This window comes from Micromonospora sp. NPDC004336 (genome assembly GCF_053602615.1).
In genome coordinates, this window is the sequence record NZ_JBSGDY010000044.1 from 1 (window position 1) to 12,980 (window position 12,980).

Annotated in this window: 11 protein-coding genes and 2 pseudogenes; 7 read left to right on the forward strand and 6 right to left on the reverse strand. The window is 73.6% G+C overall.

Annotated features, from left to right (window positions below):
- Nucleotides 1-96 (forward strand): annotated as a pseudogene (locus ACWENR_RS12340) (hypothetical protein); the annotation flags it as partial.
- 50 nt (nucleotides 97-146) lie between these two features.
- Here the strand turns inward: ACWENR_RS12340 and ACWENR_RS12345 are convergent.
- Nucleotides 147-221 (reverse strand): 50S ribosomal protein bL37, encoded by a 75-nt coding sequence (locus ACWENR_RS12345; protein WP_369700219.1) that lies wholly within the window; start codon nucleotides 219-221, stop codon nucleotides 147-149.
- A gap of 187 nt (nucleotides 222-408) precedes the next feature.
- Here ACWENR_RS12345 and ACWENR_RS12350 point away from each other — a divergent pair, with 187 nt between their 5' ends.
- Entirely contained in the window at nucleotides 409-630 is a 222-nt protein-coding gene (locus tag ACWENR_RS12350; RefSeq protein WP_176737378.1) for a biotin/lipoyl-binding carrier protein, read from the forward strand.
- Nucleotides 627-1,136, forward strand: coding sequence for a GNAT family N-acetyltransferase (locus ACWENR_RS12355; protein ID WP_452277073.1), 510 nt, complete (start codon nucleotides 627-629; stop codon nucleotides 1,134-1,136). The genes ACWENR_RS12350 and ACWENR_RS12355 overlap by 4 nt, the downstream gene beginning before the upstream one ends.
- Before the next feature lie 301 nt (nucleotides 1,137-1,437).
- Here the strand turns inward: ACWENR_RS12355 and ACWENR_RS12360 are convergent, their stop codons facing one another.
- Together ACWENR_RS12360 and ACWENR_RS12365 are read right to left on the reverse strand one after the other, a co-directional pair.
- Nucleotides 1,438-2,616 carry an IS701 family transposase gene (locus tag ACWENR_RS12360; protein WP_452277101.1) on the reverse strand — a complete coding sequence of 393 codons (1,179 nt, stop codon included), beginning with the start codon at nucleotides 2,614-2,616 and terminating at the stop codon, nucleotides 1,438-1,440.
- Between the two features lie 171 nt (nucleotides 2,617-2,787).
- Nucleotides 2,788-3,486: a class I SAM-dependent methyltransferase gene (locus tag ACWENR_RS12365; protein ID WP_452277074.1), complete on the reverse strand. Its 699-nt coding sequence runs from the start codon at nucleotides 3,484-3,486 to the stop codon at nucleotides 2,788-2,790.
- 274 nt (nucleotides 3,487-3,760) lie between these two features.
- Between ACWENR_RS12365 and ACWENR_RS12370 the strand changes: the two are divergent.
- Nucleotides 3,761-4,015, forward strand: a pseudogene (locus ACWENR_RS12370) (HIT family protein); the annotation flags it as partial.
- On the opposite strand, the gene ACWENR_RS12375 reads toward ACWENR_RS12370, so the two are convergent.
- Nucleotides 4,006-4,599 carry a TetR/AcrR family transcriptional regulator gene (locus tag ACWENR_RS12375; protein WP_452277075.1) on the reverse strand — a complete coding sequence of 198 codons (594 nt, stop codon included), beginning with the start codon at nucleotides 4,597-4,599 and terminating at the stop codon, nucleotides 4,006-4,008. The pseudogene ACWENR_RS12370 and the gene ACWENR_RS12375 overlap by 10 nt on opposite strands.
- Nucleotides 4,600-4,710: 111 nt before the next feature.
- Here ACWENR_RS12375 and ACWENR_RS12380 point away from each other — a divergent pair, with 111 nt between their 5' ends.
- On the forward strand, nucleotides 4,711-6,297 hold the full coding sequence (locus ACWENR_RS12380) for an MDR family MFS transporter (protein WP_452277076.1): 1,587 nt from the start codon (nucleotides 4,711-4,713) through the stop codon (nucleotides 6,295-6,297).
- 49 nt (nucleotides 6,298-6,346) lie between these two features.
- On the opposite strand, the gene ACWENR_RS12385 is transcribed toward ACWENR_RS12380, so the two are convergent.
- Entirely contained in the window at nucleotides 6,347-8,182 is a 1,836-nt protein-coding gene (locus ACWENR_RS12385) for a tetratricopeptide repeat protein (RefSeq protein ID WP_452277077.1), read from the reverse strand.
- Nucleotides 8,183-8,370: 188 nt separating this feature from the next.
- Here ACWENR_RS12385 and ACWENR_RS12390 point away from each other — a divergent pair, with 188 nt between their 5' ends.
- Nucleotides 8,371-9,402, forward strand: a complete 1,032-nt coding sequence (locus ACWENR_RS12390) for an SIS domain-containing protein (protein ID WP_452277102.1) — start codon at nucleotides 8,371-8,373, stop codon at nucleotides 9,400-9,402.
- 25 nt (nucleotides 9,403-9,427) lie between these two features.
- Entirely contained in the window at nucleotides 9,428-10,987 is a 1,560-nt protein-coding gene (locus ACWENR_RS12395) for a histidine kinase N-terminal domain-containing protein (RefSeq protein ID WP_452277078.1), read from the forward strand.
- A 269-nt stretch (nucleotides 10,988-11,256) separates the two neighbouring features.
- Here ACWENR_RS12395 and ACWENR_RS12400 read toward each other — a convergent pair whose 3' ends face one another.
- Nucleotides 11,257-12,969 carry a glycosyltransferase family 39 protein gene (locus tag ACWENR_RS12400; RefSeq protein ID WP_452277103.1) on the reverse strand — a complete coding sequence of 571 codons (1,713 nt, stop codon included), beginning with the start codon at nucleotides 12,967-12,969 and terminating at the stop codon, nucleotides 11,257-11,259.
- Nucleotides 12,970-12,980 lie beyond the last annotated feature (11 nt).

Consider the following 12,980-nt stretch of genomic DNA (forward strand, 5'->3'; position numbering starts at 1 on the left):
GCGGGCGCGCAGCCGATGGTGCGCGACGACCTCGGGCTGGCGCTGGTCTTCAACGGCTGCGTCTACAACTATCCCCGGCTCCGCGAGGAGCTGCGCCCGCGTTTCGCCGACTGATCGACGTGCCGGGCCGTGGGCCCGGCCGCCGGTCAGGAGTTGGGGCGCTTGCCGTGGTTCGCGCCGCTCTTCTTCCGGGCCTTCTTCTTCCGGGCCTTCTTCGCCATGGTGACCTCCTCGTGATGGTCGGATCCGCCTGCGCGCGACCTCGGAGCCGGTGCGCGCACCGGTCGTACCGGCACCGGGGTCCGACCCGTTGATGCTAGTGCGGCCGACACCGGCCATCGTGCGCCGGGGCGGCCCGCCGCACACCATGATTGGATACGTCGGCAGGCAAACGCGAGAGAAGGGTCCGTGGAGATGGCCGAGGAGATCCGCGCCGAGATGGTGGCGAACGTCTGGAAGGTCGTCGCGTCGGCCGGGGACACCGTGTCCGAGGGGGACACGCTGGTGATCCTGGAGTCGATGAAGATGGAGATCCCGGTCGTCGCCGAGTCCGACGGTGTCGTCAAGCAGCTCGCGGTCAACGAGGGCGACGTCGTACAGGACGGGGACCTCATCGCGGTGATCGATTGACCGGCCTCTCGGTCCGGCGCGCCGGCCCCGAGGACTTCGCGGCGGTGGCCCGGCTGACGGTCGCCGCGTACGAGGCCGACGGCCAGCTCAAGGGCGAGCACGGCTACGCCGCCGTGCTCGCCGACGTGGCGGCCCGGGCGGAGCACGGCGAGGTGCTGGTCGCCGTCGACGGGGCAGGCGGCGGGGTGCTCGGCTCGGTGACGTTCGTCCTCCCCGGCAGCCGGTACGCCGAGCTGTCCCGCCCCGGCGAGGCGGAGTTCCGGATGTTGGCGGTCGACCCCGCCGCGCAGGGCCGGGGTGTCGGCGCGGCCCTGGTCGAGGACTGCGTGTCGCGGGCGACCGAGCTGGGCTGCACGGCGGTGACGATCTGCGTGCGCAGCGGCTTCGCGACCGCCGCCCAGCGGCTCTACGAGCGGCGGGGCTTCGTTCGCGTGCCGGAACTGGACTGGTCGCCCGTCGCCGGCGTGGAGCTGCTCGGCCTCCGGCTGGACCTCCCGCCCGCCTGATCCCGGCGGCCCTCGCCAGGCCGCGTCGGGCGGCCTGCGGATCGGGCTCGCGTCGGGCGGCTTGCGGCCTCGGCCTCCCCGCGCATCGGCCCATGTTGGGCGGGGGTCTGCGGATCCGGCCGGCCTTGGCCCTGCGGGTCCGGGCGGCCTGCGGCTGGGGCCGGCCTCGGCCCCTAGTACTCCAGCCGCACCTGATGAAGTCGGAGTCTTCGCTGGTAGTGGGCTGTTCTGGCGCGGTACTGGTGTCGGCGTCGCCAAAGTGACCATCGATGGACGTAGTCGAAGGGTCGGGCGGTGGTGATCAGGTGTGCCAGGAGACGTCGGACCTCGCCGAGGGTGAGAGGAATGAGGCCGTCATCGGACTCAGCGCCCCCTTTTTGGCCTGCGCGGCGGTGATGGCGAGGTAGGCGTGGGCGCACAGAACGAGAGTTATGTGCCGGTACCAGGCGTCGTACCGACGCACCTGGTAGTGATCCAAGCCGACCTCGGTCTTGGCGGTCTGGAAACACTCCTCGATCGCCCACCGGGTTCCGGCCACGCGGATCAGATCCTCGTCGAGGGTGCCTGCGGGGCCGAAGCACAGGTAGTAGGCCAGGTCAGTGGGGTCGGTGATGCTGCGGCGGATCAGCAGCCAGTGGCCGTATCCGTCGACCGTGCCGGGCAGGGAGGCCACAGCCCAGTCGTAGAGCCGTGGTCCTTTGGCGCCGTCGCCGCAACTGCGCCGCTTCCACGCCAGGGCCGGCGCGTTCGCGGCGAGGACGTCCGGACGGGAACTGCCCACCGTGGTCGGGACCCGCTGGTTGCGGGGCACGGCCAGGACGTAACCGATGCGTTGCTGCTGCAGCCAGGTCCGGAACTTCGAGTCCTGTCCGTAGGCCTCGTCCGCGGTGACCCATCTCGCCGGCAGGCCGGCGGTGATGGCACGTTCGAGCATCCGCAGGCCCAGCGCGGGCTTCGTGGCGAATCCGACGCTGGCCGCGATACCGGCTTCCTCGCGGCGGGCGGGGTCCTCGCACCAGCCACGGGGTAGATACAACTCCCGGTCGATCAGCGTGCGCCCGCCCGGGCTGGCATAGGCCAGGAACACCCCGAGCTGGCAATTCTCCGTCCGCCCGGCCGTGCCCGAGTACTGACGCTGCACCCCGGCCGACTTGATGCCCTTCTTCAGGAACCCGGTCTCGTCGACGATCAGGACCCCGTCGTCGTGACCGAGGTGCTCGGACACGTAGGCGAACAGGTCGTCACGAACAGCGTCCGGGTCCCACGCGGACCGGTTGAGCAGCCGCTGCATCCGGTCCGGCGTCGCGTCGCCGGCGGCCTCGGCCAGGGTCCAGCCGTTCTTGCTGGCCAGGGGTGACAACAACCCGACCAGGTAGGTCAGCGCCTGCCGGCGCGGCTCCGCCCGCCCGAAACGGTGCGCGAACCGCGCCAGCAGATTATCCAGACCCGCCCGCCAGCCCACAATCTCATCGATCAACACAAGCACGGGAGCCTGCCCGCACTACGACTGGCCACAACAGACAGACAGTGCGACCACGCAAACCATCGACCGATAGCATCGACATACGCAGCTGCGTGGTCGGCTCAACTCCGACATCGATCACGCCAATGAGCTGCCGAAACCTCAGATGAGGCAACTGCGGCTGGAGTGCTAGGGCCGGCGGTGTGCAAAGAGGACCGCTCCTGGAAGGCTCTCGTCGAGGCCGAGCAGCATCTGGGCCTTGACCGTGAATCCGGCATCGCGCAGCCAGGTCGCCATCCGGTCCGGCTGACGGCGGTGCACGTAGACCTTCATCGGGTGACCGCCGTAGCCTTCCGTCTTCAGCCGTGACTCATCTCCGACGTGAAAGCCGAGCAAAAGAGGTCCATCGGGACGCAGAACCCGCCGAAAGTGGCCAAGAACCGCCGGGATCTCGTCGTCGGGGATGTGGATCAACGACCAGAAGGCGAGCAGGGCAGTGATCGATGCGTCAGCGAGTTGTAGGTCCGTCATCGAACCCACCTCGAACCGCAGGCCGGGGTGCTCCCGCCGAGCGATGTCGATCATCGCGGGTGCCAGATCGACGCCGAAGGCATCGACGCCCAGCTTATGCAGGTGGGCAGTGACATGGCCTGGTCCGCAGCCCACGTCCGCAACCGGGCCACCGCCGGCGGCGTGGACCAGGTTGGCGAACAACGCCAACGCCGCGAGCAGATAGGGCTCCCCGGCCAAGGCCACCCGTGTGTAGTCGGAGTAGCTGTCGGCGACCGTGTCGTAGGAGATCCGGATGTCTGCCAACCAGTCGTCCGCTCGCCTGCTCCGTGACCCAGAAGTGCCGCCGCCTTCCAACCGCGTTCCGGTATCCGTCATCGTTCGGCTCCTTCTCATGAACTGGTGCGGACGCGTAGGTCTCGGAAGCCGCGCACGCTACCAGTCTCCAAGCCAACTTCGGTGAGCCGAGCGCCCACCTTCGAGGTTTGACACCGCCCTGGCCGTCACCAGCTACAGCGAGACAGACGCCAGATGTCGGAGACCGGAGACCAGTGCCAACACAATCCGGACGGTGCCACCACTGGTGCCACCAACCGTGGACGGTGCCGGCTTCGAGTGGACCGGACACGGGCGCCTCGTTGCCGTCGGCCCGGTGACGGACGACTTCTACTGCGACCAGGCACTCAACGGCAGCACCCCGATCCAGGTCGTAGCCGAGACCGCCCACGTGCTCGCCTTCCACCACACCCGGCCCTTCTGGCCCGTCCATATCGTCGTCGTCCCCAAACGCCATATCCCGTCGCTGGTGGACCTGGGTGACGCCGACATCTCCGAGGTCCATCAAGTCCTGGCCGTCGTCCGCGATATCGCGACACGGGCGTGCGGCGGCGAGGGGCGTCAGGGCGCCCCGGGCGCGGCGTCGTCGCGCTGCCCGCCGATGGGGGCGAGGAGTTCGTCGGCCATCGCCAGCGCGAGCTCCATCCGCTGGGCGTCGGTGAGCTCCGGGGCGCGGACCGCGAACCAGCTGCTGTGCACGGCGAAGATCGCCAGCACGGCGCGGAGCTGCGCAGCCGGTGACTTGTCGTCCCGGCACAGCAGGTCGGCCAGCCGCAGCATCCGGCCGCGCATCTGCTGCCCGGCGGAGAGGCTCTTCAGCACGGTCTGGTTCTGCTCGAAGAACCGCATGACGGAGGGCTGGTCGCCGGCGAACATGGCTTCGGCGTACCGGCCGATCACGGCGCGCCGGGTGTCCAGGCCGTCGGGCTGCGACTCGGCCCACTCGATGAGGGCGTCCAACCGGGCCAGCCGGTCCTCGACCACGCTGGTGACGATCTCGTCCTTGCTCTTGAAGTGGTAGTAGAGCGCGGCCTTGGTCACGTCCAGCCGCTCGGCGATCTCGCGCAGCGAGGTCTTCTCGTACCCCTGCTCGGTGAAGAGCTCCAGCGCGACGGCCTGGATGCGTTCCCGCGTGCCGCCTGTGCTCTCCCTCACCAACACCACCCAATCCGGTTGACCGATCCTGGTGCCCAACTTACCGTCCGGCTAGTAAGGTAGCTAGCCGGCCGGCAAGTAAGTGCGGCACATCTCGGGGGGAGCTTACCCATGACGCAGGCAAGCCAGGCTCCGGCACGACCTCACGTGCGGGTCGTGCTCTTCGGCCTGATGATCGCCATGATGCTGGCGATGCTCGACAACATGATCGTCAGCACGGCGCTGCCCCGGATCGTGGGTGAGTTCGGCGGGCTGGACCACTTCACCTGGGTGGTCACCGCCTACGTGCTGGGAACCACCGTCTCCACCCCGATCTGGGGCAAGCTCGGCGACCTCTACGGGCGCAAGTCCGTCTTCCTCACCTCGGTGGTCGTCTTCCTGGTCGGCTCGGCGCTCTGCGGCATGGCCGGCTCCGACCTGCTCGGCGGGCCGGACGACGGCATGGTCGAGCTGATCGCCTTCCGCGCGGTGCAGGGCCTCGGCGCGGGCGGCCTGATGGTCGGCGTGATGGCCATCATCGGCGACCTCGTTCCGCCCCGGGAGCGGGGGCGCTACCAGGGGATGATCGCCGGCATCATGGCCTTCGCCATGGTCGCCGGCCCGCTGGTCGGCGGGTTCATCACCGACCACCTCTCCTGGCGCTGGGCCTTCTACGTCAACCTGCCGCTGGGCGGGGTCGCGCTGGCGGTGCTGGTCGCCACCCTGCGCCTGCCGAAGCACCGCACCGAGCACCGCATCGACTGGCTCGGCGCGGCGCTGCTCTCGGTCGCCATCACTGCGATCGTGCTGGTCACCACCTGGGGCGGCAACGAGTACGACTGGACCTCCGGGCCCATCCTCGGCCTCGTCGCGCTCACGCTGGTCGCCCTGGCGGCGTTCGGCCTCGTCGAGCGGCGCGCCGCCGAGCCGATCCTGCCGCTGCGGCTCTTCGCCAACCGCAACTTCGCCCTGATCTCGGTGATCGGCTTCCTGCTCGGCTTCGCCATGTTCGGCGCGATGAACTTCCTGCCGCTCTACCAGCAGACCGTGCAGGGCGCCTCGGCCACCAACTCCGGCCTGCTGCTGCTCCCGCTGATGTTCGGCATGCTCGTGGTCTCGCTGGTGGTGGGCCGGTCGATCACCAAGACCGGGCGCTACCGCGCGTACCCGATCGTCGGCGGCGTCGTGATGGCCGCCGGCATGGCGCTGCTGACCCGGCTGGACGTCGACACCAGCAAGACCGAGTCGTCGCTCTACATGCTCGTGCTCGGCGTCGGCATGGGCTTCCTCATGCAGACGTCGATGCTGATCGCGCAGAACAGCGTCGAGCAGCGGGACCTGGGGGCGGCGAGCGGCGCGGCCACCTTCTTCCGGTCGATCGGCGGCTCGTTCGGCATCTCCCTGTTCGGGGCGGTCTTCGCCAACCGGCTGGCTGGTTCGCCGGGCGGCGACGCGTTCGGCGGCGGCGGCGAGGCCGGCGCCGCCATGGACCTGGAGAAGTTGAAGGACCTGCCGGCGCAGGCCCGCGAGCTGGTGCTGGGCGGCCTCGCCGACGCGGTCTCGCACGTCTTCTGGTGGGCGTTGTTCTTCAGCGTCGCCGTGCCGGTGCTCGCCTGGTTCGTCCGGGAGGTCCCGCTGCGCACCGCGAACGAGCCCCCGGCGCAGCCCGACGGCGGGGACCACGGCGAGGTCTCCCTGGCGAAGACCCCCACGGCCTGAGCGGCGGTCAGGGTCGCGCAGGTGGCGGTCCGAAGCGCGCGGGTGGCGGTCAGGGGCGGCGGAGCGGGGCGGTGAGGCGGCGCCAGAATCGGCGCAGGCGGGAGCCGGGCTCGCGGGGACGGGGTACCGGGCGGGCGGCGGCCAGCGAGGTGGCCAGGGCCGCCGCCTCCGCGTCGAGGGCGGGCGTGGCCAGGGCCAGGTGGGCCAGGGAGGCCGCGATGGGCACCGGGCGGAGCCGGGCCACCGCCGCGACGTCCGCCAGCCGCTCGGCCACCACCCGCGCCACGTCGGGGCGGACGGTCGGGTCGACCCAGGCGGCGGTGACCATGGCGAACAGCGCCGCCTCGGTGATCCAGTCCTCCACGCCCCAGACCAGTTCCAGCAGCACCCGCCGGCGGGTCGAGGTCGCCCACGGCTCGTCCGTGCGGTGGTGCAGCAGGCCGAGGCAGGCCCACACCTGGACGCAGCGCACCCAGAGCGAGGGATCCTGCCCGAGCACCCGGCCCAGCGCGGTGGGCGGCGCCTCCGGCGGGTGCGCGAGCAGGCCGAGCAGGTCGGCCAGGTCCAGGGTGGCCAGTCCCACGGCCGCGTCGTACGCCGCCGGGGGGTGCGGCCACGCCGGGTGGGCGAGCTGCCGCAGCCGGGCGGCGGCCTCCGCCGAGGGCGCCGGCACCGCGGCCGTGACCGCGGTGCCGTCCCAGCGCCAGAGTTGCCGGGCGTCGGGCCGGCGGGGCTCGCGCGGGTCCGGGTCGGGCACGCCGGTCACCTCGACCCGCATCGCCGGCACGGCGGAGGCGACGGTACGCAGCGCGCTCGGCGGCGCGGGCCGGTCCAGCCGGACGGCCGCGCCGACCCCGCCGTGGTCGTCGGCGACGGCCCGGCGCAGCGCGTCCACCACCGCCCCGGTGGCCGGGGTGACCTGCCCGAGCCAGGCCTGGCCGCGGCAGCACTCGGCCAGGTCGCCGTGCTCGTGCGTGTCGTCGGGATGGTCCCGGACGAAGTCGGCGAGCGCGACCAGGTGCGCCACGTCGCCGTCGCGCTGGTAACGCAGCCGGTGGGCGGTGTGCACGGCGCAGTCGAAGGTGGGATCCCGGGCCAGGGCCCGGTCAATCCACTCCAGCGCCTCGTCGAGCCGCCCGGTGTCGGCGAGGGTGCCGGCGATGTCGGCGTACACGGCGAGGTCGTCGGGGTCGTGCGCGACGGCCCGGCCGAGCGCCGCCAGCGCCTCCCGGGTGCGGCCGGCGCTGCGGTACGCGTACCCGAGCCACACCTCGCCGATCTTCGAGGGCTCCGCGCGTACGCCCCGGGCGGCCCACTGGATCGCCAGGGCGACCTCGCCGATCCGCCGGGCCAGGGCGGACGCCGCGCCCAGCAGCAGGCCGTGCCCGGCGTGGACGGTGACCGCGTTGCGGGCCAGCGCCAGGTAGGGGGAGAGCGCCGCCCGGTCGGCCCGGGGCGCCGGGTCGGGCACGGCGGCGCAGACCTGCATCAGGATCCGGGCGGCCCGGTCCGGGTCGAGCCGCTCGGCGAGTTCCGGCGCGGTCACCCAGGGCACGCCGGCCCAGTCCGTGCCCGGCGCGTGCCCGGTCGCCGCGACCAGCAGGTCCAGCCCCTCGGCGGGCCGGCCGGCGGCGGCGAGCAGGTGGGCGCGGGCGACCACGGCGCCGACGAAGGCGTGGTGGTGCAGCGGAAAGAGCTCCACCCCGCCGTTCCCGTCGGCGACGGCGAGCCGGGCGAGGGTCTCGTGGACCTCGGGCAGGGTCGGGGCCTGGGCCAGCGCGGCGGCGACGTGTCCGGCGGCGTGTTCGAGGTCGCCGGCGTCCATGGCGAGCCGGGCCAGGGCAAGTTCCTCCGCCGCGGGCAGCGCCCGGTCGTCCTCGGCCACGTCGTCCTTTCGCTCGTCGGTGCTCCGGTGGGCCGGGCAAGCCTAGGTGATGTTGGACGACGATGGTGATCAACTGCGCACTTCTGCTCGTTCGATTGCTCAGATCAGATCAAAGGTGCAAGACTGAGCAGGAAACGCGCGGCAACCGCGCAGTGGGAGGAGTTTCCGTGACGCGTGCAGGGGCTGGCATGGCCGCCGACATCGACGAGCAGCCGGCGGGCTACGAGCGGTTGCTCTCCGCCGAACACGCCGGGGCGATCGCCCGGGTGGCGGCGGTCATCGCGGAGCGTCGACCCCGGCACGTGGTCTTCACCGCCCGGGGCACCTCCGACCACGCCGCGCTCTACGGGGCGTACCTGACCGAGATCCGGCTCGGCCTGCCCGCCGGGCTCGCCTCGCCCAGCGTCGTCACCGTCTACGGCGCGCGGCCGGACCTCTCCGACGCGCTCGTCGTCGGCGTCAGCCAGAGCGGCGGCTCGCCGGACCTCGCCGAGGTGCTGCGCACCGCCCGCGCCTCCGGCGCGCTGACCCTCGCCGTGACCAACGCGCCCGACTCCCGGCTGGCCGAGGTCGCCGAGCTGAGCGTCGACATCGCCGCCGGGCACGAGCGCGCGGTGGCCGCCACCAAGACGTACACCGCCGAGCTGCTCGCCCTGCTGATGCTCGTCGAGGGCATCCGGGCCGGCGACGGCGCGCTGCCCGCCGACGAGCGCGCCGCGCTCGCCGCCCTGCCCGAGCTGGCCGCCCGCACCCTGGCCGACCAGACCCCGGCCCAGCTCGCGCCCCGCTACCGGTTCGCCGGCCAGCTCGTCACCACCGGCCGCGGCTACGCGTACCCGACCGCCCGCGAGGCCGCGCTGAAGCTGATGGAGACCTCCTACCTGCCGGCGCTCGCCTTCTCCGGCGCGGACCTGCTGCACGGCCCCCTCGCCATGACCGACCCGGACGTGCCGGTGCTCGCCGTGGTCGGCTCCGGGCCGGGCGGCCGGTCGATGGGCGAGGTGCTGCCCCGGCTCGGCGAGCGCCGCGCCGACGTGGTGGTGGTCGGCTCCGCCGACGTCGAGGGCGCCACCCGGATCGCCGTCCCCGAGGTCGACGAGCGGTACGCGCCGCTGCTGGACATCCTGCCGTTGCAGCGCCTCGCGCTGGCGCTGGCGCTGGCCCGGGGCGAGGACCCGGACGCGCCCCGGGGGCTGAAGAAGGTCACCGCGACGATGTGACGCCCGGCGTGGCACGCTGGTCAGCGTGTCCACGCTGCGCGACCTCGCCGAGGAGCACACCCGCCTCCGTCCGGCCGACATCGACCACCTGCACCGGATCGCCGGCGACTGGCAGTTGCTCTCCGACCTGTCCTTCGCCGACCTGCTGCTCTGGGTGCCCGTGGACGGCGACGGGACGTACCTCTGCGTGGCCCAGGTCCGCCCGACGACCGCCCCCACCGCGTACCTGGACGACCAGGTGGGGCGGATCGTCGGCGGGCCGGAGGTGGCCCACCTGGAGGTGGCCCACCGGCAGGGCCGGATCTGGCGCGAGGGCGACCCGGTCTGGTACGGCGACGTGCCCGCCCGGCACGAGGCGATCCCGGTCCGGCTGCGCACCGCCGACGGCGAGGCCGGCGAGGTGATCGCGGTGGTGGGGCGGGACACCAACCTCTCCACCGCGCGCACCCCGAGCCAGCTGGAGCTGAACTACCTCACCACCGCCGACGACCTGGCGCAGATGATCGCCGACGGCACCTTCCCGCCGCCGCGCCATCCCGGCGAGACCACCTCCGCCCCGCGCGTCGGCGACGGGCTGGTCCGCCTCGACGCCGGCGGCAAGGTCACCTACGCCAGCCCGAACGCGCAGTCGGCGTACCGGCGGCTGGGCTACGCCTCGCACCTGGTGGGGGAGGACCTGGCGGCGCTGCACCGCCGGCTGGCCGGCGACCCGCTGGAGGGCACCGACGCGGCGAACGGCATCCTCGCCGCGCTGCGCGGCGAGGCGCCGCCCCGCCGCGAGATCGACGCCCGGGGCGCGACCATGCTCACCCGGGCGCTGCCCCTGATGCCCGCCGGGGTGCCGATCGGCGCGCTGGTGCTGGTCCGCGACATCACCGAGGTACGCCGCCGCGACCGCGCGCTGATCACCAAGGACGCCACCATCCGGGAGATCCACCACCGGGTGAAGAACAACCTCCAGACCGTCGCCGCCCTGCTGCGCCTCCAGGCGCGTCGGGTGTCCATGCCGGAGGCCCGGGTCGCGCTGGAGGAGTCCGTACGCCGGGTCGCCTCGATCGCGCTGGTGCACGAGACCCTCTCCATGTCCAGCGACGAGGCGGTCGAGTTCGACGGCATCGTGGACCGGGTGGCGAGCGCGGCGACCGAGGTGGCGGCGGCCGAGTCGACGGTCGGCATGCGCCGGCTGGGCAGCTTCGGGGTGCTCCCCGCCGAGGTCGCCACCTCGCTGGTGATGGTGCTGAACGAACTGCTGCTCAACGCCGTCGAGCACGGCTTCCCGCCCGCCACCGAGCCGCCCGGCGCGCCGGACACCGGCGGCGCGGCCGGCGGGCCGCCCGAGGTGGTGGTGTCGGCGCACCGGTTCCGCAAGATGCTGCACGTCTCGGTGACCGACAACGGGCGCGGGCTGCCGCCCGACTTCGACGCGGAGTGGGGCGGCAACCTCGGCCTGCAGATCGTCCGGGCGCTGGTCACCGGCGAGCTGCGCGGCACCATCGAGCTGCGCGACGGGGCGAACGGCGGCACCGAGGCGACGATCGTCGTCCCGCTGGCCCGCAGCGCCCCCGAGGGCCGCTCCACCCCCTGACCCGATGCTCTCCCGGGCCTGCGTGCCCGGCGGCCCGCCCGTCCCGCGTGTCCGGCGTCCCGTCCGTTCCGCGTGTCCGGCGGCCCGTCCGTTCCGCGTGTCCGGCGTCCCGTCCGTTCCGCGTGTCCGGCGTCCCGTCCGTTCCGCGTGTCCGGCGGCCCGTCCGTTCCGCGTGTCCGGCGTCCCGTCCGTTCCGCGTGTCCGGCGTCCCGTCCGTCCCGCGTGCCCGGCGGCCCGCCCGTCCCGCGCGTCCGGCGGGGCGGTCCCCGTCAGCGGGTGAGCAGCGCGACGGTCAGCCCGGGGCGGTGCCAGACCCGCTCGACGGTGAAGCCGGCGCGCAACGCGTCGCCCTTCGCGCCGGGCACGGCGGCCAGCGGGTCCTCGCGGCGGCCGGCCACGACCAGCCAGATCCGGTCCGTGCCGGCCAGGCACTCGGCCGGCCGGGCGCACTCGGCGGCCCACAGGTCGCCCCGGCGGACCTGGTCCCGCGTGGCCAGCACGTCCCGGGGACGGTGGTCGAGGTGGTAGGCGAGACCGAGGTCCAGGAAGAGCCAGCTCTCCCGGGGCGAGTAGACGACAGCGTCGCCCGGTCGCTGGCCGTCGCCGACGATGCGGGCCACGCCCCGGTAGTCCACCGGGGCGCTGCGCGGCCACTCGTGGGTGCGCCGCAGCGCCGCCTGGTCGGGCAGGCCGAGCAGCCCGGCGAGCGCCACCACGGCCAGCGCGGCGGGCAACCGCACCGTGGCCAGCGCCGCCCCGGCCAGCAGGCACGCGAACGGCACGACGAAGACCAGGTAGCGGGGCACCCACAGGGGTACGGCGACGCCGGCGGCGAAGACCAGCAGCACCGGCAGCAGCACCGCGCACCCGGGCAGCAGGGCGCGCCGGCCCAGCCGGGCCGCCCCGAGCGCGGCGAGGCCGACCAGCAGCCCACCCACCACGCCGCTCTGCGCCACCCCGCCCGGCAGCGCGGCCAGGTCGTCGAGGCGGGCGGGTGCCACCCAGTCGAGCTGCCGGGACCGCTGCCTCGCGGCCAGCAGCACCAGCGGGGTGACCAGCAGCGCCGCCGGCAGCAGGGCGAGCAGCCAGCTCAGTGGACGACGCCACGACCCGGCCGCCCGCGCGGCGGCACCGCTCCCCGCCGACGGGCCGGCCCGTTCCGGCTCTTGGTGGGCGGCGGGTCCACGTCCCTGGTGGGCGGCGGGTTGTGGCTCCCGGTCGTTGGCGGGTTCCGGCTCCCGGTGGGCGGTGGGTTCGCGTTCCTGGTGGGTCGCGGGTTCGTGTTCCTGGTGGGTGGCGAGTTCGTGTTCCTGGTGGGCGGTGGGTTCCGGCTTCTGGTGGGCGGTGGGTTCGCGTCCCTGGTGGGTGGCGGGATCCGGCTTCTGGTGGGTGGTGGGTTCCGGCTTCCGGTGGTCGGCGGGTTCGCGCCGCCGGTGGGCGGCGAGCACCGTCACCGCGTGCGCGGCGAGCAGGGTGAGGGCGATCAGGTGGGTCAGCCCTAGGCCGGCGACGGCAGCGGCGTAGGCGGCCCAGCGCGCCCATCCGGGCCGGCGCAGCGCCTCGACCAGCAGCAGGGTCGCCAGCACTGCGAGGAGCGTGGCCAGCGCGTACGGTCGGGCCTCCTGGCCGTAGCGCGACGTGCCCGGGAGCACCGCGAGGAGCAGCCCGGCGAGCAGCCCCGCGCGGGCGTCGACGAGCCGTTGGCCGAGGAGCGCGGTCAGTCCGGCCGCGGCGGCCATGGCCAGCGCGGCGGGCAGCCGCAGCGCCGTGACCGAGTCGCCGGCGAGCGCCACCCAGGCGTGCATGAGCAGGTAGTAGGGGCCGGTGGCGGCGTCGATGGTGCCGGTGAGGCGGAGCAGGTCGCCCACCGGGCGGGTGGCCGCGCTCCAGGTGGCCAGCTCGTCCCGCCACGGTTGGGCGCGACCGATCCCGGCGGCGGTCACCAGCAACGTCAGCAGCGCGGGCCACGGCCAGACCGGCAGCGGCCGGCGGG